Source organism: Pseudomonas sp. B21-041, assembly GCF_024748675.1.
In the GTDB taxonomy this organism is placed as follows: domain Bacteria; phylum Pseudomonadota; class Gammaproteobacteria; order Pseudomonadales; family Pseudomonadaceae; genus Aquipseudomonas; species Aquipseudomonas neuropathica.
Genome location: NZ_CP087175.1, coordinates 3,212,679 through 3,234,985, shown reverse-complemented (window position 1 = coordinate 3,234,985; position 22,307 = coordinate 3,212,679). Strand labels below are relative to the sequence as shown.

At 57.6% G+C, this 22,307-nt stretch carries 17 protein-coding genes; 11 read left to right on the top strand and 6 right to left on the bottom strand.

Annotated features, from left to right (window positions below):
- Nucleotides 1-47 precede the first annotated feature (47 nt).
- Together LOY43_RS14400 and LOY43_RS14395 are read left to right on the top strand one after the other, a co-directional pair.
- Nucleotides 48-1,157 (top strand): efflux RND transporter periplasmic adaptor subunit, encoded by a 1,110-nt coding sequence (locus tag LOY43_RS14400; protein WP_258708230.1) that lies wholly within the window; start codon nucleotides 48-50, stop codon nucleotides 1,155-1,157.
- The gene (locus LOY43_RS14395) at nucleotides 1,154-4,243 is read left to right on the top strand and encodes an efflux RND transporter permease subunit (protein WP_258708229.1); all 3,090 of its coding nucleotides are present in this window, start codon (nucleotides 1,154-1,156) and stop codon (nucleotides 4,241-4,243) included. The genes LOY43_RS14400 and LOY43_RS14395 overlap by 4 nt, the downstream gene beginning before the upstream one ends.
- Nucleotides 4,244-4,294: 51 nt before the next feature.
- Here LOY43_RS14395 and LOY43_RS14390 read toward each other — a convergent pair whose 3' ends face one another.
- Nucleotides 4,295-5,209 (bottom strand): LysR family transcriptional regulator, encoded by a 915-nt coding sequence (locus LOY43_RS14390; protein ID WP_095048995.1) that lies wholly within the window; start codon nucleotides 5,207-5,209, stop codon nucleotides 4,295-4,297.
- A gap of 214 nt (nucleotides 5,210-5,423) precedes the next feature.
- Between LOY43_RS14390 and LOY43_RS14385 the strand changes: the two genes are divergently transcribed.
- The 3 genes from LOY43_RS14385 (at nucleotide 5,424) to LOY43_RS14375 (ending at nucleotide 7,575) form a co-directional block, all read left to right on the top strand.
- Nucleotides 5,424-6,755 (top strand): nucleobase:cation symporter-2 family protein, encoded by a 1,332-nt coding sequence (locus tag LOY43_RS14385; protein ID WP_258708228.1) that lies wholly within the window; start codon nucleotides 5,424-5,426, stop codon nucleotides 6,753-6,755.
- 31 nt (nucleotides 6,756-6,786) lie between these two features.
- A complete protein-coding gene (locus LOY43_RS14380) occupies nucleotides 6,787-7,296 on the top strand; it encodes a nucleoside deaminase (protein WP_258708227.1) in 510 nt (169 codons plus the stop codon).
- Between the two features lie 147 nt (nucleotides 7,297-7,443).
- On the top strand, nucleotides 7,444-7,575 hold the full coding sequence (locus tag LOY43_RS14375) for a hypothetical protein (RefSeq protein ID WP_086936038.1): 132 nt from the start codon (nucleotides 7,444-7,446) through the stop codon (nucleotides 7,573-7,575).
- 97 nt (nucleotides 7,576-7,672) lie between these two features.
- On the opposite strand, the gene LOY43_RS14370 is transcribed toward LOY43_RS14375, so the two are convergent.
- The 4 genes from LOY43_RS14370 to LOY43_RS14355 all read right to left on the bottom strand — a co-directional run bounded on the left by LOY43_RS14370 (nucleotide 7,673) and on the right by LOY43_RS14355 (nucleotide 12,373).
- A complete protein-coding gene (locus LOY43_RS14370; protein ID WP_258708226.1) occupies nucleotides 7,673-8,068 on the bottom strand; it encodes a hypothetical protein in 396 nt (131 codons plus the stop codon).
- Between the two features lie 215 nt (nucleotides 8,069-8,283).
- Nucleotides 8,284-10,752, bottom strand: coding sequence for a fimbria/pilus outer membrane usher protein (locus tag LOY43_RS14365; protein WP_408980843.1), 2,469 nt, complete (start codon nucleotides 10,750-10,752; stop codon nucleotides 8,284-8,286).
- A 197-nt stretch (nucleotides 10,753-10,949) separates the two neighbouring features.
- Complete coding sequence (locus LOY43_RS14360; RefSeq protein WP_095048991.1) at nucleotides 10,950-11,699, bottom strand: molecular chaperone; 750 nt, start codon at nucleotides 11,697-11,699, stop codon at nucleotides 10,950-10,952.
- A gap of 68 nt (nucleotides 11,700-11,767) precedes the next feature.
- The gene (locus LOY43_RS14355; RefSeq protein ID WP_093431558.1) at nucleotides 11,768-12,373 is read right to left on the bottom strand and encodes a fimbrial protein; all 606 of its coding nucleotides are present in this window, start codon (nucleotides 12,371-12,373) and stop codon (nucleotides 11,768-11,770) included.
- Nucleotides 12,374-12,695: 322 nt separating this feature from the next.
- Here LOY43_RS14355 and LOY43_RS14350 point away from each other — a divergent pair, with 322 nt between their 5' ends.
- From LOY43_RS14350 to LOY43_RS14325, 6 genes are all read left to right on the top strand, one after another.
- Complete coding sequence (locus LOY43_RS14350) at nucleotides 12,696-13,916, top strand: EAL domain-containing protein (protein WP_095048990.1); 1,221 nt, start codon at nucleotides 12,696-12,698, stop codon at nucleotides 13,914-13,916.
- 174 nt (nucleotides 13,917-14,090) lie between these two features.
- Nucleotides 14,091-14,798 (top strand): response regulator transcription factor, encoded by a 708-nt coding sequence (locus LOY43_RS14345; protein WP_093431564.1) that lies wholly within the window; start codon nucleotides 14,091-14,093, stop codon nucleotides 14,796-14,798.
- 7 nt (nucleotides 14,799-14,805) lie between these two features.
- Nucleotides 14,806-18,438: a transporter substrate-binding domain-containing protein gene (locus LOY43_RS14340; RefSeq protein ID WP_258708224.1), complete on the top strand. Its 3,633-nt coding sequence runs from the start codon at nucleotides 14,806-14,808 to the stop codon at nucleotides 18,436-18,438.
- Between the two features lie 104 nt (nucleotides 18,439-18,542).
- Nucleotides 18,543-18,926 carry a hypothetical protein gene (locus tag LOY43_RS14335; RefSeq protein ID WP_093431571.1) on the top strand — a complete coding sequence of 128 codons (384 nt, stop codon included), beginning with the start codon at nucleotides 18,543-18,545 and terminating at the stop codon, nucleotides 18,924-18,926.
- A gap of 309 nt (nucleotides 18,927-19,235) precedes the next feature.
- Complete coding sequence (locus LOY43_RS14330) at nucleotides 19,236-19,697, top strand: hypothetical protein (protein ID WP_093431574.1); 462 nt, start codon at nucleotides 19,236-19,238, stop codon at nucleotides 19,695-19,697.
- A gap of 115 nt (nucleotides 19,698-19,812) precedes the next feature.
- Nucleotides 19,813-21,441 (top strand): methyl-accepting chemotaxis protein, encoded by a 1,629-nt coding sequence (locus tag LOY43_RS14325; RefSeq protein ID WP_258708223.1) that lies wholly within the window; start codon nucleotides 19,813-19,815, stop codon nucleotides 21,439-21,441.
- Between the two features lie 75 nt (nucleotides 21,442-21,516).
- On the opposite strand, the gene LOY43_RS14320 is transcribed toward LOY43_RS14325, so the two are convergent.
- Entirely contained in the window at nucleotides 21,517-22,056 is a 540-nt protein-coding gene (locus tag LOY43_RS14320; protein WP_093431579.1) for a hypothetical protein, read from the bottom strand.
- Nucleotides 22,057-22,307 lie beyond the last annotated feature (251 nt).

Here is a 22,307-nt window from a genome sequence, read left to right as displayed (position 1 = left end):
CAAGGCTGAGAATATGATGATCATCCTATTCCTCAGTAAGGGAACCTATGCGCCGGCTCCGACCTTTCCCCATTGCCGCATGCTTGTTGCCTCTCGCCCTGAGCGCCTGTGGCGAATCTTCCAGCGTTGCGGATCCTCGCACACAGGCGCCGCTGGTCAGATCCGCTGCTGTTCAGGCGTCACCCGATGTCGCTCGTTCTTTCACCGGAGTGGTCGCGGCGCGCGTTCAGGGCGACCTGGGTTTTCGCGTATCGGGCAAAGTGCTGGAACGCCTGGTTGATACAGGGCAGGCCGTTAAGCGAGGGCAGCCGCTGATGCGTCTCGACCCGGTCGACCTCGGGCTGCAAGCGCGGGCGCAGCAGGCGGCGGTCATAGCTGCTCGCGCCAGCGCCAAACAGACAGCCGACGATGAGGCTCGCTATCGCAAACTGGTCGGCGTTGGCGCTATTTCGGCATCAGCCTACGATCAGTTCAGAGCCGCCGCAGAGACGGCAAAAGCGCAGCTCAACGCCGCGCAAGCGCAAGCCGATGTAGCGCGCAATACCTCGGGTTATGCGCTGCTGGTCGCTGATGCGGACGGCGTGGTGGTGGAAACACTCGCTGAACCGGGACAAGTCGTCAGTCCGGGACAACCGGTGGTTCGACTGGCCCGTGCAGGTCAGCGCGAAGCCATCGTGCATCTGCCCGAAACCCTGCGTCCGGCCGCCGGCTCCACCGCGCAAGCCAGCCTCTACGGCATGAATTCAGCGGCTGTCACGGCAAAACTGCGGCTGCTTTCGGACTCGGCAGACCGTACAACGCGCACGTTCGAAGCGCGCTATGTGCTTGAGGGGCCGCTGGCCAATGCGCCAATCGGTGCGACCGTGACCCTCAGCATTGCCGAGGGCGCCACCCAGACTCAAGCGTTACAAGTCCCCATCGCCGCCGTTTACGACCCGGGCAAAGGCCCCGGTGTGTGGGTGATTGCCGGAACACCGGCAACTGTGACCTGGCGAGCGGTTCAGGTGCTGGGGGTGAGCGATGATTCGGCGCGCATCGCTGGCGACCTTACAGCCGGTGACAAGGTTGTAGCGTTGGGCGCCCATCTGCTGCGCGATGGCGAAGAGGTGCGATTGCCGCAGCAGAGCGCAGCCAGCGTTGCCGGGAGCCGTCCATGAGCCAAGGGCGATTCAATCTTTCGGCCATCGCCGTGCGCGAGCGGGCGATCACGGTGTTCCTGATCTTTCTGATCGCTGTTGCAGGGACGTTGTCGTTCTTTAAGTTGGGACGTGCGGAAGATCCACCGTTCACGGTCAAGCAGTTGACCGTGATTACCGCGTGGCCCGGTGCGACGGCGCAAGAGATGCAGGGTCAGGTCGCCGAACCCCTTGAAAAGCGCCTGCAAGAACTCAAGTGGTATGACCGCTCGGAAACCTACACTCGTCCTGGACTGGCGTTCACGATGGTGTCGTTGCTCGATAGCACGCCACCCTCGCAAGTGCAGGAAGAGTTCTACCAAGCACGCAAGAAACTCGACGATGAGGCCATCAGGCTGCCGGCCGGTGTGATCGGGCCGATGGTCAACGATGAGTTTTCCGACGTGACCTTCGCGCTGTTCGCCTTGAAAGCCAAAGGCGAGCCGCAGCGCTTGCTGGTGCGTGATGCGGAAGCCATGCGCCAGCGTCTGTTGCATGTGCCGGGGGTGAAGAAGGTCAACATCATCGGTGAGCAAGCCGAGCGCATCTACGTTTCGTTTTCCCATGACCGGCTGGCGACCCTCGGCTTGTCGCCGCAGGACATCTTCGCCGCGCTGAACAGTCAGAACGTGCTGACGCCCGCCGGCTCCATCGAAACCAATGGGCCGCAGGTTTTTCTGCGTCTCGACGGTGCCTTCGACAAGGTGCAGAAAATTCGCGACACACCGGTCTTCGTGCAGGGGCGCACACTCAAGCTCTCTGATGTGGCGACGGTTGAACGCGGTTACGAAGATCCGGCGACCTTTGTTGTACGCAATAACGGTGAAGACGCGCTGCTGCTGGGCGTGGTGATGCGCGAGGGCTGGAACGGTCTGGATCTGGGCAAGGCGCTGGATGCGGAGACCGCGCGGATCAATGCGGAAATGCCATTGGGCATGACACTCGCCAAAGTCACCGACCAGGCAGTCAATATCGACTCGGCGGTCGGCGAGTTCATGGTGAAGTTTTTTGTCGCGCTGCTGGTGGTCATGCTCGTTTGTTTTCTGAGTATGGGCTGGCGAGTAGGGGTGGTGGTCGCAGCGGCTGTGCCGTTGACCCTGGCGATCGTGTTCGTGGTGATGGCCGCCACTGGCAAGAATTTCGATCGCATCACCCTCGGCTCATTGATCCTTGCGCTCGGGCTGTTGGTCGATGACGCGATCATCGCCATTGAAATGATGGTGGTGAAAATGGAGGAGGGCTACGACCGCATCAAGGCATCCGCCTATGCCTGGAGCCATACGGCAGCGCCGATGCTGTCCGGTACGCTGGTGACGGCAATCGGCTTTTTGCCGAACGGTTTTGCCCAGTCCACTGCCGGCGAGTACACCAGCAACATGTTCTGGATCGTCGGCATCGCATTGATCGCTTCCTGGGTCGTCGCGGTGGCGTTCACCCCGTATCTGGGCGTGAAATTGTTGCCGGACATCAAGAAGGTCGAAGGTGGCCACGCGGCGATCTATAACACGCCGAATTACAACCGCTTCCGCCGGCTGCTGACCGCGGTGATCGCCCGCAAATGGTTAGTAGCAGGCACGGTGGTCACGCTGTTTTTTGTCGCCGTGCCAGGCATGGGGCTGGTGAAGAAACAGTTCTTCCCGACCTCTGACCGCCCCGAGGTGATGATCGAGGTGCAAATGCCCTACGGCACTTCGATCGAGCAGACCAGCGCCACGGCCGCCAAGGTCGAAGCCTGGTTGCAAAAGCAGGATGAGGCCAAAATCGTCACGGCCTATATCGGCCAGGGTGCGCCGCGTTTCTTCCTGGCGATGGCGCCAGAATTACCCGACCCTTCGTTTGCGAAAATCGTGGTGCTGACGGACAGTCAGGAAGCACGCGAAACCCTCAAGTTCCGGCTGCGCGAAGCGGTTGCCGAGGGGCTCGCGCCGGAAGCCCGTGTCAGGGCCACGCAAATTGTGTTCGGTCCTTATTCTCCGTTTCCGGTTGCCTACCGGGTGATGGGCCCTGATCCGGCGAAGCTGCGCGATATCGCCGAGCAGGTCCGGAGCGTGCTGCAAGACAGCCCGATGATGAGAACGGTGAACACCGACTGGGGACCGCTGACCCCGACCTTGCATTTCAGTCTCGATCAGGACCGTCTGCAGGCAGTGGGGCTGACCTCCAATGCGGTCGCCCAGCAACTGCAGTTTCTGCTGAGTGGAGTGCCGATCACGGCGGTGCGCGAGGATATTCGTTCTGTGCAGGTCGTCGGGCGTGCGGCGGGCAATATCAGGCTCGACCCGGCGCAAATCAAGGGTTTCACCCTGGTCGGTGCGGCAGGGCAACGCATCCCGTTGTCGCAGATTGGCGAAGTCGATGTGCGCATGGAGGACCCGATTCTGCGCCGCCGTGATCGCACACCGACGATCACTGTGCGTGGCGACATTGCCGAAGGTTTGCAGCCACCGGATGTATCGAGTTCGATCATCAAGCAGTTGCAGCCGATCATCGACACGTTGCCTTCCGGTTACCGCATCGAGCAGGCGGGGGCTATCGAGGAGTCCGGCAAGGCGGGCAAGGCGATCTTGCCCTTGCTGCCGATCATGATCGCCATGACGTTGCTGATCATCATCGTGCAGGTGCGTTCGATCGCGGCGATGATCATGGTCTTCCTCACATCACCGCTAGGCTTGATTGGCGTGGTGCCGACGCTGCTGATCTTCAATCAGCCGTTTGGCATCAATGCGCTGGTCGGTCTGATTGCGCTGTCGGGGATCCTGATGCGCAATACACTGATTCTGATCGGGCAGATCCATCACAACACGCTGGAAGGGCTGGACCCGTTCCACGCCGTGGTCGAGGCCACGGTGCAACGCGCGCGGCCGGTCCTGCTGACGGCGCTGGCGGCCATCCTGGCGTTTATTCCCCTGACACACTCGGTGTTCTGGGGCACGCTGGCCTACACCCTGATCGGCGGCACATTCGTCGGTACCATCATGACGCTGGTGTTCCTGCCGGCGATGTATTCCATCTGGTTCAAGATCCGTCCTGAGCACAACGCTCAGACTGAAACAGTCAAACTGGCGTAGTGACAACGCCTGCAATCGAGGCCCGCTTTGGCGGGCCTCTTTGTCCCCCCGTCAAAGTGTGGTGATCTGCCCGTTGCGGTCCAGCTCATACACCTTGTTGCCCTGCAATTTCTCCTTCAGCCACCGCTCGGCCTTGCCCAGCGGTCGCTGCCGCGCCCACAACAAATCCACACCGATCTGCCAGTCCGTATGCGGATACGCCGAGAGCTGCAGTTCCACCAGCTCACCATTGGCCAGTTCGCGCTGAACAAGCTGACGGGGCAGGGTGGCCCAGCCGAGCCCGGCGCGGACCATTTCCAATAACGCCAGATAGCTTTCCGCTTGCCACAACTGGGTCGAGCGCAGGTATTCGCTGCTCGGCAGTTTGCTTGCGTGGGCGCTGAAGGCCAGGCGGCGATGGACGTGCAGGTCGTCGAAGGTGACGTCATCGAGTTGCGCCAATGGATGCTCGGGATGGCAGACGTGGAGCATGATCAGTTTGCCCAGTTGCTGGAACGCCAGTTCCTTGGGGTAGCCGGGCTGCGAAAACGCCACACCGAGTACCGCTTCGCCGCTGCTGACCAATTCGCTGACGTCGCCATACACCGGATGGCGGATGATCAGGTCGACAAAGGGGAACGCGGCTTCGAAGGCCTTGAGCACCGGCATGATCGGGCCGTACGGCGTTTCAATCGCCAGTGTCAGGCTGGTTTCGACATTGTCCGAAAGGCAATCGGCGTGGGCTTCGAAGGTCATGCAGCGTTCGAGCACGGCTTCGGCCTGCACGAGCAATTTGTGGCCGCTGGCGGTGAGGGCAGGGCTGCGGTTGCTGCGATCGAACAGGTCGACGCCAAGGTCGGTTTCGAGGTTGGCAATCGCCGCGCTGATGGTCGATTGGGTCTTGCCCAGTTGGCGCCCGGCTGCGGAGAACGATCCGCTTTTGACCACTTGGACGAACATCAACAGTTGATCGAGTGAGAAGCGCAAGCGGTGAACTCCCGGGTCGAAAATAAAGGTTTGGAGCGGCTAACGAATGCGTGATTGTGCCATCGAAAAAAACGATGGTTGCTAATTTGTTTCATCGTAATAAACGTTCAACTATGGCCCCGCGTCAAACGATCTCCGGGGCGGATCTGACTTTCAAGCGCCCCTGAGCATGCCCGCGATCTCAACAGATGCCGCACCTTCAGGAGCGTGTGAAATGACTACACAACGCATTCATCCGGTGGACGAGGTTTTGCCACTGCGACAGTTGTTCACGTTTGGCTTGCAGCATGTGCTGGTGATGTACGCGGGAGCGGTGGCAGTGCCGCTGATTCTCGGCAGTGCGATGGGGCTGACCTCGGCGCAGATCGTTTTACTGATTAACGCCAACCTGTTGACCTCGGGGGTGGCGACGTTGATTCAAACCCTTGGCTTCTGGAAGTTCGGCGCGCGGCTGCCGCTGATTCAGGGCTGCTCGTTCATAGCCCTGGCGCCGATGATCATGATCGGCAAGGAATTCGGCCTCAGTCAGATTTTCGGTGCGGTGATCGCGGCGGGCTTTATCACCATTGCGTTGGCACCGGTGTTCAGCCGCTTGCTGCGGTTTTTTCCGCCGGTAGTGATTGGCAGTCTGATCACCATTATCGGCATCTCGCTGATGCCGGCAGCGGCGATCTGGCTGGGCGGTGGCAATCCCGACTCGGCGGACTTCGGCAATCCCGCCAACCTGTTACTGGGCTTGGCCACGGTCAGCGTGACGTTGGTGATCTACGCCAAATTCAAGGGTTTCATTGGCAACCTCAGCGTGCTGATTGGCCTGTTCGTCGGCAGCCTGATCGCAGCGGCTTGCGGCATGACTCACTTCGGTCGGGTCAGCGAAGCGGCGTGGTTCGAGCTGAGTGCGCCGATGGCCTTCGGCGCGCCGGAATTCGCGCCGGTGCCGATTCTGATCATGACCCTGGCGATGCTGGTGATCATGGCCGAGACCACCGGCAACTGCCTGGCGATCGGCAAACTGACCGGCAAAGCCACCACGCAACAGACCCTCGGCAACGCATTCCGCGCCGATGGCCTATCGACCATGCTTGGTGGCTTGTTCAACAGTTTTCCCTACAACGCTTTCACTCAAAACACCGGTTTGATCGCGCTTTCGAACGTGAAAAGCCGCTTCGTCGTGGCCGCGGCCGGGGCAATCATGGTGCTGATGGGGCTGTTCCCGAAACTCGGCGCGTTGATCGCCGCAGTGCCGACGCCAGTGCTCGGTGGCTGCGCGATCGTGATGTTCGGCATGACCACGGTGGCGGGCATTCAAGAACTGTCGCGGGTGCAATTCGAGGGGACGCGCAACGGCATTATCGTCGCCGTCTCGGTGAGCGTCGGCGTGCTGCCGATGTCCTTTCCGGCGCTGTTCGAACACGTCGGCCCGACCCTGAAACTGGTGCTCGACAGCGGGATTTTCCTCGGTGCGATCACCGCCATCGTCCTCAACATCCTGCTCAACAACGATAAAAAATCCACTGAAACCATCGGCGCTGAACTGGCCGACTGACTGTTTGTTTTCAACTGCCCAGGAGTTACCCATGAATCAATTCACTCAGCTCATCCCGGCCGGCGTCAGCGAGCTTGATCTGACCTTGCTGCGCCAGACCATCGCCTTGTCCGAGGCATCGAAACAACGCGGTCGCCATCCGTTCGCGGCATTGGTGGCCGATCGCAACGGCAAGGTGATTGTCGAAGCCGGGAACAATTCGATGCCACCGGAAGGCGATCCGACTCAGCATGCCGAGTTGGTGGCGGCCGCAGCAGCGGCAAAACTGCTGTCACCGCAAGAGCTGGAACTGTGCACGCTGTACACCAGCGCCGAACCTTGCTGCATGTGCGCCGGCGCGGTGTACTGGACCGGCATCGGGCGGGTGGTTTACGCCTTGTCGGAGCATGCGTTACTGGGATTGACCGGTGACCATCCGGAGAACCCGACGTTCTTGCTGCCGTGCCGCGAGGTGTTCGCCAAGGGGCAGCGCAAGGTCAGTGTGCTGGGGCCGATGCTGGAGGGGGAGGCGGCTGAACCGCACAAGGGCTTCTGGTTGTAACCGCTTTGAAACGAAGCGCGCGTGGTGTGAGGTTGCGCTATCCAGAGACTTAAGAGTACTTGCTCGCCGAGAGGGAGAAGGTGCGAAGTTTTGGAACTGCCAGCCCTCGGCCGATGCCGAATGAGTAACCAGAACGAGGGCAAAGCAATGACTGAAGAAACAGCACAATTTCCAGAGGAAGAAGTACCTGATCAATCGACGCCGGCGCATTCCACAGAGGAAGAGCAAAAGCGCCTCAAAGATTTTAACAAGGAAGGCATCCCGCCCGGCAGCTGCTGATGGGTAGGCACTGGCTCGGGCCACGTACCTTCGGCGCGTCGCTTTGCGACGCGCCATGAGGCGTTGGCCTGCGCCAGTGCGGCCATCGGCGGGGATTTCAAGCGTGTGTGTCAACGCTGAGTGTCATTTGGATCAATGTTGCCTGCAGCGCGTGGAGGTTGCCAGAACATACAGAAATCTGATTTTGAATCTCGATTGTTCTTTGAGACTTCTCTTCTTCTGGCATATTCATTCTTTCGATTTTAGCCAGCTCTGCTCTGCGAGTGGCAAGTTGTTGCTGCATCTCGGCAATTTGTTTTTTTATGAGCTCGACTGCACTAATAGGCTGTTTGACCGTATTAACACCTTCTTCTCTGGAATCAATTCTAATCTTGTCGTCGCTAGTGGTTTTCTTCGTAAGTGATAGATGATTTTGCGAATCTGATTTTATGTGTTGGTTGTTCTCTGGTTTTTTCTTATAGATGGTTACGCTCATTGCACTGATTTTTGGCATGGCTAATTCTCTTGGCTTTCTCGGCTATAGGGCGTTGGGGCTATTGATCTCACACGGTTGCGCGTGAGTGCTCACTACGCCTTTTATGGTAATGAGTCTTCTGCATGTGGATATAGGAATTGTCTTGTTTTTATGCGCCATGGCTAGACGCGCAGAAACGACAAGGCTCTGAATAAATCAGAGCCTTGATATTGAAGATTGAAGAATTGAACGTGTTATTTCGATGTGTCTACGCTGGTTGAGCAAGAAAGCCGGTAATGCTCATAGTTCAAATCCTTCAGTCTTTCTGGAAGCTTGTAAGGGGCGGGGCAACTCTTGCCCTGCCACTTGATTGTGATGATGCCTTGATCTTTGGTAACAAGCGCTAACGCCTTGCCGGTGGGGTCGGAAAGCGCCAGTTGTTTACCGTCGGCGTCCATCAATACCGCTCCGAATGGAAGGGGTTTGCCCTCGGCATCGTAGAGTTCGAACTGGATCCGTCGCCCTTTGCTGCCTTCGAAGCGCGCGAGCACGACTGAACCTCGTCTCGGTACGAGTTGTTGAGTGGCGTTGTCCAACTCGATTTCACCGCCGAGATTGCGTGTATCCAACGTCACCCAGTTCACGCGATAGGGCTGTGCATTTGGAACGACGGCATAGCCGTTGAGGCCGGTTTTTACGCCGGAGTAGCTGCTGACTTCTACCCCTGACATGCCAGGCACCGCCACCAGGGCGAATGTTTCGCCCACGGTCTGGCCCATGTTGATGCCCCCCGCGTGGGCCACGATCGAGCCGGCCGCGCTCAGGTTCTGTGATTCATAACCGCTGCCTCGGCTGTAGCCCAATCCCAGATCACCCATCGCTGTGCGGGTACTCAGGCTGAGCGAGCCAGAGCGATCACCTTGCACACTGCGGCCGGTCTGTACGGAATAGTAGGTGTCACTGTCTTCAGTCAGATAACCATTGATCCCGGCTTGCGTACTGGTGCCGGCGTTCTGATGATTGCTGGAAATATAGGCACGAGGCGCGCGAGGTGTCGATCCGAGCGGGAATGAGATCGAAACGCTCAATTGAGTGTCGTGAGTGGTGTCACCGCGTGTGCCGAATTCCTCGGTTTTACTCAAACTTATGTTGTAGTTCAGGTCGCGCCAATTATTGTTGTAACCGGCAGAAAAGCTGCGCGAGCCACCGCGATCCCAATAGCGCTGATCACTGGCATTCAAGTACAGCGAGCCGTACTGGCGCGCTTCGCCCAGGGTCTGGTTGACCGTGAGGTCGGTACGGGTTTTGGCGTTACCTGCGCGCCGCGTAGCGCCGGTGCTGGTGTCCTGAACGTGGTCGGTCAGCGTGCGGTAACCCTCGGTCGAATAACGATAGGCGGCGAGGGTGAAGCTGGTATCGGTGCCGGTGAAGGTTTTTGCATAGAGCGCGCGTACGCTGCTGCCCTGGGTCGTTTTACCGAATGCCTTGCTAGACGATTGCGTGAGGTCCAGCGACATCGCGCCAATCGAAGTGTTCTTCGCCGCACCGACGGAAAGCGCCTTGAAACCATTGCTGGCCTGAATGCCGGCAATGCCTGTCAGGTTGCTGGTCAAACCGTAGGCGAAAGTACCGCCCAGGAAGGCCGGCTTGTCGTAGCCCTCGCTGTTGTTGTTGAATTTTCCGCTCGACAGGCTGTACTTCAATTGACCCTCACGCACCATCGTCGGCAAGGCGGAGAACGCCTGTCGGGTGACCTTGCGCCGACCATCCGCCTCGACAATGGTGATCTCCAGATCGCCATTGGAGCCCGATGGATAGATATCACTGATCTCGAACGGACCCGGCGGCACGTTGGTGGTGTAAAGAATGTAGTTATCCTGGCGGACCTCGATCTTCGCATTGGTTTCAGCCACGCCACGAATGATCGGCGCATAGCCGCGCTCGCTGTCTGCGCGCATGCCCTCATCAGAGGCCACCTTGACGCCTTGATAGCGCACGCTGTCGAACAGGTCTGAGTCGGAAAAGATTTCACCCGCGCTCAGTTGCCCCTTGATCGCCGTGAGGTCGCGCTGGATGAACGTGCGGTTGCTGACAAACCGGTTGGGCCGGCCGGTGGCACTGCTCAGATTGGACTCGTTGCGCAAACGCCAGGCACCGAAGTTGATGCCGTTGCGCAGACCCAGGTTATTGGAGATTTGCGTCGAGTAATCGGTTTTGCTGCGGGTGCTGCTCAACTGATAGTTGATGAATCCGGCGGCCACGCCATCGTCCCAAAGCTCTGGGTCAACATAGCCGCGCATGCCGCGTGCCATAGCAACCTGCGGCACGCTGATATTGAGGCGCAGGCGGTTGGCGTCAAAACTGAGACTGGCTTGTTCGATCATCGACGCAAGATCGTAGTGATCGGCCGGCCGTTGCTCGTCAACCAGACCTTGCTCACGCAGTTTGCGCATGTCTACGCCTAGCTGCTGTAACAATTCCAGGGTGATGCGTGGCTCGACTTTGCCGTTGAGCGGATTGGCCGCGAAATCAACGTCGCGGCGACCGACCAGCGTGCCGTTGCTGAATACGTCAACGCGATATCGGCCCGGCAGAACGCTGTTGGCATTCAACAAGGGTTGCAGATCGACCGCAGATGAACCTTCCAGAAACAAGGTATTGAACGCCTCACCCGCTACCGCGGCGGGGGCTTCGGCACCCATGGCGAATCCACAAATGGCCATATTGATGGCAAAGCACAATGGATGCAGGCAGCCCAACGCCGTTTTGTTTTTATGGCGCGCAACGTGATGCTTTACACAACTTGCAGATGTGTGGTGTTGGGAGGAAAACATGCAATTTGCCTTATCAGTCCGTGTTGCTTCAACCGGAGTCCGGAACTCGTAAATAGCTTGTGAATTGGCGGGGTGGGGCGGGGAAGTTACTGGGCGGATGCATCTTTCACGCGCTCGGCATGACTTTCGGTAGCGCTGAGTGGTGCATCGAATCGTTGTTGTGCGCCGTAATCGTTAATGGCTGAAAACGTCAGGCGCGGAGATCCAGGTGGCAACTCTTTCAAGTTGAATGAACGAACTTCGCCCGGAACGATCATTGTCGAATCAATCACCAACTCTGCTTTTTTTCCTGCAGCGACTTTCAGGTCGGCCAGCGACACATGGTAATTACTCTGGTTTTTTACTTTCAGTACCGACTTGCCAGCTTGCGTGACCAATTGCCATACAAGTTGCACCGGCGCTTGCGCGGCGTCACCGGTCAGTCCGTTCGGGCGAAAAAAAACCTTGATGCGCTGACGCACCGCCAGTTGCAGGGTGTTGACATCGGCAGCACTGGCCTGAGGGATTTCCTGCACGTTCAGCCACACCACCGACTCTTTGTCTGCAGGCATGCCCCGGCCCTCATAGAGAATCCTCAACAGTTGCTGTTGATTGGGTTCGAGTCGGGCCAGCGGTGGAGTCACCGCAAATGGCGGCGCGCTGCCAGCGGTGTCGCCGGCATCCAGCCACGATTGCGCCAGGATGGTTTGCCCGCCGTTGCGCACGGTGACGTTTGCCTCTTTGTGCGCGCCATCGAAGATGACCCGGGTGGAACTCAAGGAGATGCTGGCGAATGCCGAGTGCGTCATCAACACCCCGGCAAGCCCCAGACACAGCGGAAAATAGCGACTTAACATAGTTTTCACCGATTGATCTGGTCGGGAAGGACGAGGCACAGCGGCCCCGTCCAGGTATTGCGCGCTGCTTATTCGTATTCGAGAACGAACGGCAGAGTGGCGTTACCGGTACCTGCAGTAGCGGTGGCCTTGTCGCCGGTGGTGACGTAAGCGGCTGCGAACGACAGGGTGCCGTCGCCGCCAGTGGTGCCGTCGCCAGTCAGGCTGGTCTGTACTTTGGCTGTGGCTTCGGAGCTCAGGTCGATCAACTGGCCGTTGCTGTCCAGCAGCGCGATACCTACGCCTTTGGCCGCATCAGTACCTTGCAGCTTGAGAACTTTCTTGCCATCAACCAGGCCCGAACCGCCGTTGACGGTTGGTTTGAACAGCATCGACACCTTGGTGCCGGCGTTGCAGTTCACTTTCAGGTTGAAATCGTTGGCAGCCACGCGACCAGCACCCGGGGCAGAATCGGTGCCCATGTCTTTGATCGATACGCTGCCCATGTCCACGGCAATCATCTTGTCGTTACCCGAAGCGCCATCTACCGAGCACGCATCGTTGTTGATGACGCCGGTGAAGCTGATTTGACCGCTGCCGCCCTTGACGGCTTTAGCGGCTTCTTCTTCAGCCAGTGCACCAGTGGAGGCAGCCAGTACGGAAAGAGTGAGTACTGCGAAAGCGAACTTTTTCATGTTTATATCCGAAGTTATTGTGAAGTGCTGCATTGAAATGCCAGGCCATGTTAGGTCGGTGATAGCGATGGGTCTTTGAGATTTGTCTTAAAGCGTGACAAGTGCGAACAAGGCGGCAATATCGGAAGTGAGTATTTATATCTTCAGTCAATTTTACGGCAGGCTAAATGAGACAATTCTCAAAGTCGCACGGGTTCTGTTCGGTTACTGTTTGCGGATGCAGAAATTCTTAGTCAGTGCAAAGTTTGTGAGCGGTCTTTCTGCTTGAAAGATAATTCAGATGTTTTGCTATTAATGGCTGATAGAAAGAGGTTCCCGGTTTGTGAGCACGCTTCGAATATTGGTATTGGAAGATCACGCCTTCCAGCGCACGGCTGCGGTCAGCGCGCTTAATAGTCTGGGTTACAAAAATATCTTTCAGGCGGCTGATGGCAAAGATGCGCTGGCTGTGATCTCCCAGGCAGGGGGTGTGGACGTTGCGTTGTGTGACCTGAGCATGGCCGGGATGGATGGTTTGACCTTTTTGCGCCTGGCGAGAGAGGCCGGATTGATTCGCGCAGTGATCATCTGCAGTTCGTTGCCTGAAGACTTGTTGCGCACGGTTGATCGAATTGTCACGTTGCAGGGCCTGGAATTGCTCGGCAGTGTTGCAAAGCCGTTGATGGTCGATGTGCTGGCGCCATTGCTGGCGCGCTATCGGCCGCACAGCCAGGTCGATGTCAAAGTGGCGGAAAGTCATCTCGATCAGCCTTCGGAGAACGAAGTGCTTGAAGCGATACGTCGGCAGGAATTTCGCGCGTACTTCCAGCCCAAGTTTCATCTGCGCAGTGGTGAAGTGGATGGCGCCGAGGTGCTGGTGCGCTGGCAAAGCCCCAGTCGCGGGTTACTTTCACCGGGCATGTTCTTGCCCACGATCGAGCGTTGCGGGCTGCTTGACGAAATGTTTTTCAGCCTGCTCACGCAAGGATTGAGTCTGCAGCGTTTCGTGCAGTCCCACGGCAAACCGTTCAAGCTCGCGTTCAATCTCGACGTGACGCAGATGGCCAACCCGAATCTTGTCGATCGGATCAAGGCGCTGTTGCGCATTCACGGTGCCTCGCCAGCCGGGCTGATATTCGAGCTGACGGAAACCGGTCTGCTGCAGATGCCCGAGATCAGCATGGAAAACATGGTGCGTCTGCGCATGCTCGGCTTCAGCCTGGCAATCGATGATTTCGGTGTCGGCTATTCTTCGCTGGAGCGACTGTGTCAGATGCCGTTCAACGAAATCAAACTCGACGCCGGCTTCGTGCAGAATTTCCAGCAGGCTCGCTACAGTGCGGTCATCCACGGTGCCTTGGCCTTGGCGCGCGAGCTGGACATGCGTGTGGTGGCAGAGGGTATTGAAACCGCAGACCAGGTTCATCACCTGGCTCGACTCGGTTGCCAGTGGGGGCAGGGCTTCTTCTACGCTCGCCCCATGAATTGGGCGCATCTGGTCGATTGGCGCTTCGAGGGTCAAAAGTCGTCCTGGCGCCGCGCAATAGGTACGTCCGACCTTTGATGCGCGCTCGCGGTCTGACTTTTGGGACAAAGCCCTATTTCGTCGTGTCTTCAAAACAATCATCATGTGCCGAGAAATCAATCAGATGCACCTGAAAGCTTCGGTGATGCCCGGGATCTGCTGCGGTTGCCAAGTGCTGATGATCCTTCAACCCTCCTCATCATGGAGTTGCTCATGCATTGGTCAGTCGTGAATCCGTTACGCGTTGCCATCCTTGATGATCACTCGCTCATACGTCTGGCGATGAAATCGCGGCTGACGCGCGAAGCCGAGTTCAGTGTCGTGGGCGTGTACGGGAGCAGCGCGCAGTTGCTCGCTGGATTGCGCGAGGTCGAAATCGACCTGCTGATACTCGACTACAAGCTGCACGATGGTGAGCTGGACGGGCTCAATCTGATTCGCCTGCTGCGCAAGCAATATCCAGACATGCGCATCCTCGTCTCATCCTCTGAAGAGCGCCCGGCGGTGGTGAACATGGCGATCGGAGCGGGCGTCAGCGGATTCTTCGGCAAGTCCCAGCCAGTCGATGACCTGATCACGGGCATCCGTTGCGCAGCGTCCGGCCAGTTGTACCTGTCGCCGGCAATGGCCTTCGAGCTTGATGTGCTGCCTGCGTCGGTCGATGAACCTGCTGGTGCCAATGATGACGGCGCGGCGCACAGCGACGATTTCCTGAGCAATCCTTTGCTGTCGCCGAAAGAGAAAGAAGTCTTGCGTTGCTGCCTCGAGGGTATGGGGGTGACGCAGATTGCTTTGAAGTTCTCGCGCAGTCGCAAAACCATCAGTGGGCAAAAACAGGCCGCTTTCAAAAAGCTTGGCATTCGTGGTGATGCAGAGCTGTTCAAGTTGCAGCACAGCCTGACAGCCGACAACCAGGGATAACACGCTTATGTTTCAACTGTTGCGCGGTGTTTTGCTCGTCAGTGTGCTTTTCGTATTCGGTAGCGGGTCGTTGTGGGCAGCAGAGCCGCGCACTCTGCAGGTGTTCGGTCGATCAGACTGCAAGACGCTGCAGGTCGATCTGGGCAATGAAGACTGGAGTTGGCTGCGGCAGAAACGCAGCCTCGTATTGGGATCGGCACTTCCGGATTTCCCGCCTTATGTCATGACCGCCAGCGGTACGCGTTATGAGGGCATTGCCGCCGACATCGCCTGCATTATCGGCCAGGCCTTGCATGTCGAAGTTACCGTCAAGGCATATCCCGACCGTCGCGATGCCATGGCGGCGCTTGAACGCGGCGACATCGACATGTTGGGCAGCTCCAACAGTTTCGAGTTGATCGACGGCCTCGTCGCGCTCAGCAAGCCTTATGTCGAAGACGTGCCGGCAATGTTCATGCGCGGCGATGATCGGCGACCGATGCCGGCCAATCTGGCCGGTTTGCGTATTGCGGTTGCCGACGATTACCTGCCATCCAGTCAGCTCCATGGTTTGTATCCCAATGCCGAGTTCGTACTTTTTCCATCGAACGAGTTGGCACTGGCCGCGCTGGCGTTTGGCAAAGTCGATCTGTTTCTGGGCGATACGGTGTCCAGCAACTATCTGATCAACCTCAACTACTTCAACTATGTGCGCCTGCACTCGTTCGTCAAAACGCAAACCAACGGTTTCAGCTTTGCCCTGCGCCGAGGTAATGATCAACTGCTGCGTCTGATCGACTCGGTCATCGAGTCGATGGGTGACGGCAAGATAGCCGAAATCACCAAGCGCTGGTCCGGTGGCGGCGGGGCACTGACACCCAAACGTATTGACCTGACACCCGGCGAAGCACGCTGGCTTGAGCTGCACCCGGTCGCGCGGTTCGTGATCAATGACGATCAGGCGCCATTTGCGTTCTTTGATGGCGATGGCAACTTTGGCGGAATCGGCGCCGATCTGCTGGAACTGATTCAGCGGCGCACCGGTTTGCAGATCGATGTGGAGCGTACTGACAGTTTTTCCAGCTTGAGCACACGCCTGCTGGATGGCAGCGCCGATATCTCATTGCTGACGCCAACGGTCTCCCGTGAAGTCGGTATGCGTTTCACTCACCCATTCCTCGCCAGTCCCTTTGTGATCGTCACCGCCAAGGATGCAGGCGCGCCTTCAAGCCTGCAGGAGCTACGCGGCAAGCGCGTCGCCGTCCCCGAAAGCTCCGCGGAGCGTGAGTTGCTCAAGGATTATCCCGACATTGAAATTGTCGACAGCGAGACAGTGCTGGGTGCGCTGGCTGACGTGAAGGATGGGCGAGCGGATGCGATGATTACCACGTTGCACGGTGCGCGCTACTACATCGCTCACATCTACAGTGACAGTTTGCGCATCTCCAACATCGTCGGCATGAACAAGGGTTTCCTCGCCTTCGCCGCCCGGCGCGCCGATACCGAACTGGTCAGCATTCTGAACAAGGCTCTGCTGAGCATTCCACCCGATGAGCTGGACGTGATTCTCAACCGTTGGCGTCCCATTGCCGCGTTCTCGGGACTGTCGTGGCGCGATTACAAGGTGTTGATCTATCAAATCAGCGCTGGTGCCTTCTTGATTATCCTCGGATCGCTGGCGTGGAATTTCTATATTCGCCGGCAGATCCGCGAGCGCAGTAGGGCAGAGCGCTTGCTCGGCGATCAGCTGAAGTTCATGGGGGCGCTGATCAACGGCACGCCGCATCCCATTTACGTACGCGATCGGGAAGGTCGGCTTGTCACCTGCAATAACAATTATCTGCAGACGTTTGGCCTGTTGGAAAAAGACGTGATCGGCAAGACCGTGCTCGAAAGCGGCAAGCGCAATCGCCAGGAAGCGTTGCAATTTCACGATGACTATCTGCGCGTCATCGAGCGGGACGAACCTTACGAGGTGGATCGCACGCTGCATGTTGGTGAAACGCGGCTGATCATTTATCACTGGATCCAGCCTTATCACGACACGACGGGGGAAGTCAGAGGCGTGATCTGCGGCTGGATCGACATCAGCGAACGCCGCGAACTGATCGAGGAGTTGCGTTCGGCGAAAGAGCTGGCCGATGAGTCAAGCCGCGCCAAAACCACGTTCCTCGCGACCATGAGCCACGAGATCCGTACGCCGATGAGTGCCGTGATCGGCATGCTCGAACTCACCCTCAAGCGCGCCGAGCAGGGCCACTTCGATCGACCGGCGATTGAAGTCGCCTACGACTCGGCGAAAGGCCTGCTGGAGCTGATCGGCGATATCCTCGATGTGGTTCGCATCGAGTCTGGGCATGTCAGTCTTTCGCCCAAACGTGCCAACCTGCGCGAACTTGTGGAGTCCGTGGCGCGGGTGTTCGACGGCTTGGCCAGGCAGAAGAGTCTGGTGTTGAAGCTCGATATCGACGCCACAGTCGGCTGTGACGTACTGGTTGATCCGATGCGCTTCCAGCAGGTGCTCTCGAATCTGGTCGGCAATGCCATCAAGTTTACCGATACCGGGCATGTCAGCGTCTCGATTCGCGGCCAACGCCTTGCTGACGAACGTTTGCAGGTCGACCTCAAAGTCGAGGATACCGGCATCGGCATTTCCAGCGCTGATCTGCAGAACCTGTTCCAGCCGTTTTCGCAAGCCAATCACGGCCCCTCGAACCGGGGCGGCACCGGTCTGGGATTGGCGATTTCACGTTCGTTGTGCGAGTTGATGGGCGGGCGACTGAACATCACCAGTACGCTGGGCAAAGGCACCTGCCTGGAAGTGTCGCTGTTCTTCAATATCCTCAGTCCGCTCGGCGGCAAGGTGCTGCCTGTTTCGGTTGTCCAGGACAAGCCAGTGCCGACGCTGCGGATTCTGGTAGTGGATGACCAGAGCGCCAACCGTCTGCTGCTGACGCAGCAGCTCAGCTTTCTTGGCCAGGCGGTGCGTGATGCTGCCGATGGAGCGCAGGCATTGGCATTGTGGCGTTCGGAGCCGTTCGACATTGTGATCACGGACTGCAACATGCCGGTCATGAACGGCTACGAACTGGCCCGCACTATTCGCCAGGACGAACGCGACAGTGGTGGAGCGCGGTGTATCGTGCTGGGCTTCACAGCCAACGCGCAGCCGGAAGAAAAAGTGAAATGCCGAGAGGCGGGGATGGACGACTGTCTGTTCAAACCGATCAGCCTCAGCACCTTGTCGACCCTGCTTGCCGGCTGGGAAAAGGACGTCGAAACCGAGCCAGTTGAAAGCCCGCCTGCGGCGGGTATCAAGGAGCTGGGGTCGATTCGCGAGCGTCTGACCGAGCTCACCGGAGGCGATCTCGACATGATGAAAGAACTGCTGCGCGAGGCGCTGTCGAGTTGTGAGAAGGATCTGGAGGAGCTGCATTCGCTGATACCCGAAAGCGATCCCGGGTTGTTGGCTGACCTGGCACATCGGATCAAGGGCGCGGCGCGCATTGTCGCCGAGCATCAGGTCATCGAGGCGTGTAACGACCTTGAGGCCGAGTGCGAAGCGCCGGTCATCGATCCACTGGATATCAATCGCAGCGCGTTGAAGCTGGAGCATGCACAGGCTGATCTGATCAAGAAAATCAAACGGGTCGAGCTGTAACCGTATTGGCGCAGGGCTCTGCTGACTGGCCTTGCATTGAAGGGGGACGTTAAAGATCATTTTGCAACGGGCGATACCTTGGTTAATAACCATGGAGTTTCGCGATGATCATTCGACGTCCTTTATTGATTGCCTGTCTCTGCCTGCTGAGTTTTGACACCGTCAGCGCGGCCCAGTCTGCGCCTGTCAGCGGAGTGATTCGCTTCAGCGGACAGATCGTCGAGACAAGTTGCATGGCGAGTGGCGCCAGCCGTGCTTCTGCTTCTGTCGAGCTGCTTGATTGTCCGCAGGCGAGCACTGGTCAGATGTTCTCGGTGACCAACGTTAGTGCGGCAGGGCGGGGTGAGCCGCGCCAGCAAGTGTTCGTGAAGATGATTGCCGATACCCACGAGCAGGAAAAATATTACGACCAGCGTTTGCTGCTCACGGACAACAAGGGCCATCAGATAACGACTGGCAATTACGTCGTGACGCTGACGCTGCCTTGATGGACTGAGAAGAATGAGTTTGCGCCCCTTGTTTCAAGGTTACTGAAAACAAGGGGCGTTAATAATGAGAATTGTCTGGTTCGTATACGACCGTCCCGCGCTTCTGGCATTGCGCCGCTCGCCACCGTTGCAAAATCCCTCCCTCCAAAGACTTTGAACCAGGCCGGGCCTCGCTAGCGCGGGCTTGTCATCAAGGTGTGGTTTTCGCTCAGCGATCCCTGTGGTCATTTTGAGACAAGTCTCATATCGGCCAGGTTGGCCCCTTGGTTATTTTCTTGAAAGGAAGAATGGAGCTGCCAAAGGTGTCCGATGTTTCTTGAAAATAACCGAAGTCGATCCTTGCGGATCCTGATCGCCGATAACGACGTGCGTAGAGGTCTGTCGATTGAACAACAGTTCAACAAGCTGGGCTGTCTCAGCGTAGTGAACGTCTGTACTTATCGTGACCTGAGAGTACTGACGTATTACTGCCCCCAACGGCTCAGCCTGGTCGTCGTCAATGCTGAGTTGCTCAACGAGATGGCGATGGATCCGCTCGATTTTTTTGGGGAAAATCCGCTGATTCGTCACCTGCTGATTTTCAACCCCAGTGATGATCATCAGTGGTCGAAGACCGTCTTCAACCCGCATCCGCAACGCTGGATGCGTCTGGTCTCGAAAATCGATCTGCCGCGATTGGCGGATTTTCTGATGCTGGCCGACCCGACGCTCAAGGAGCTGGCGGAGCCGGCCTCATCCGACTCCACGCTTTCTTCGGGCGCAAACCGCTAGCTGTTGCGCCTTCGCGCGGTAATCCGCTTGTGCTTTGAGGTGCTATTGCTCAGCGCCTGCTTTGCTGCCCGCTCGTTTGCCCCATTGTCTTGAATACACTCTAAGGTAAGGCATCATGCTGCTTCGTAAACTCAATCTCGCGCCGCGTTCGGCGCTGTGTTTTGGCTTGTTCTGTCTCATGATTATCGCGATCGGATTGATCGCCTTGCAGCAAGTCGACTTGCTCAATAAGGCGGAGACCTATGTCGAGACGACCATCGTGCCGAGTATCAAGCTGCTCGGACAACTGGATCGTGAACTCATCGAAATCAAGGGCAATAACGCCCGCCTGCGCAACCCTATTGAAACCCCTGAGCGCAAGGCTCAGGCCCTGATGGACATTCAGCAATCGCGTCAGCTCATCAAAAATCATCAGCGCGCACTCATTGATCTGCTGGCAACTGACGCCGGACGTGAGGCCTTCGAGGCGTTCGCCAAAGCACAACAGGTCAATGATCAGGCGCAGGACCAATACCTTGAAACCGTGGCGAACGGGCAGCTTGAAGCGGCCATTGCGCTGTCAAAGAATCAGATGCGTGCCGCCTCGGACGGCGTGCAGGTCGCGCTCAAGAAGCTGATTGCTCTCAATGAGATCGAAGCTTATGAAGCGGGCAAGCAGGCCGACAATGTCTACGAACACACGCTGTGGATCGTCAGTGTGTTCATTATCATTGCCATCGGTGCTTCCTTGGCCCTGGCGGTGTTGTACACGCGCAGCCTGACGGTGCCGATTGCAGGCTCGCTGAGGGTGGCGGAATGCATCGCCGCCAACGATCTGAGCGAAACCATCGCGCTGGATGGCTCCGATGAGGCAGCGCAGATGCTGTCGTCGTTGGCCGCGATGCAAGCCAGTTTGCGTGATGCGCTGATCATGATCCGTGACTCGTCCACGCAGTTGGCCGAAACCTCGGAAGTCATGCACGGCGTCACCGAAGATATTTCGCGTATCACTCAACGTCAGAGTCATGAAATCGAAATGGCCGCCACCGCCGTGACGCAAATGAGTGCGGCGGTGGAGCAGGTCGCGGACAACGCCGCATCGACCTCGCAACTGACGTCGGAATCAAGCGCCGCAGCCATTGCCGGTAAAGCCCAGGTCAGCGAAACGGTCGCGGCAATCAATCTGATGGTTTCCAGCGTGCATGGCACCTCGGCAGAAGTGCAGGCGCTTTCTACGATGGCGAGCGATATCAGCAGCGTGCTGGACGTGATCCGAGAAGTCGCCGAACAAACCAATCTGCTCGCGTTGAACGCGGCCATCGAGGCGGCGCGGGCGGGGGAGGCGGGCCGCGGCTTTGCCGTGGTTGCAGATGAGGTGAGAGGGCTGGCGCAGCGTACGCAGAAATCGACCGAGGACATTGAGTCCATGGTCAGCTCCATTCAGTCGGGCACCAGCAGGGCAGTTACGTCCATGAGCCACACCCGCTCTCAGGCCGAAAGAACACTCGAGATGGCCAATATCGCCGGCGAAGTGCTGACCGACATCACTGGCTCGCTGAATCTTATCAATGAACGAAACCTGCTGATGGCGACCGCTGCCGAAGAGCAGGCTCAGGTTGCGCGCGAAGTGGATCGCAGCCTGATCAGCATTCGCGACCTGTCTTGCGAAACTGCAGAAGGCTCGAAACAGACCGCCGTTGCGTCGGCGGAGCTTTCGCAATTAGCGGCATCGCTGAATAAGTTGACCAAGGAATTCAAGCTGTAAAGAGTGAGCAGGAAGCCCTGATCACCAGGGCTTTGTTTGATCCGCGGTCAATCCTGTTGTGCAGCGGCCGCTACCTCATTTCTGTGTTGGCTGCTCGGTTTGTGCCGTCAGTTGTTCAATACAGGTGGCGAGTTGTTTTTCATAGCTTTCAAGCACCGCTTCGGCTTCAGCTTCGCGCTCATCACGCAAGCGGAAGAAGTCATCGCGACTGAGCTGGTCCGCTACGAGGCGGATATTTTGCTCGATGATCGCGCACAGTGAATCTTCATCCTCTAACGCGGCGCTGGTTTGCGCCGCGCGTTGAGTGTTTTCGAGCTCCGTCTTTGCCGTCTCGGCGGCCTTCGCCTGTTCCTTCGCGGTAAGCAGGTCAGTCTCCAGTGCCTGCTTTTGTTCTGCCAGACGCTTGAGTTCTGCGCTCATTGACTGGATGGCATCGGCTCGCTGTGTGAGCTGAATCTCCTGCTTTTGCACCACGGCCTTCAGTGGAAACAGATTGTTGAGCTCATAACCGGCGGCGACAGTCATGGCGATCAGCGCCAGTGCCAGAATCGTCAGGCAATAGATGGCGGCGTTGCTCTGGGGTTTTGGGCTATTGAGGGTATCGAGGGCTCTCACGGAATCGTTTCTCCTTTCAAGAGTGGACAGTGTAATGACCGAATTCCGTTGCGCCTTTAAGACGAGTCTTAAATTGTCTGTTGGTTATCTGCGCTGGTAAAGGATGGTGTTCAATAACGTGTCCTTTTATAGGTTTTTCCGATTTGGCTAGTTAGCTATAAATCTATGAGAATTGTCTGTTTGTTGAATAAATAAACTTTTTGCGCAAGTGCTGTTTATTTATTATCTTCTCGTTCCGATTGTGGTGATTT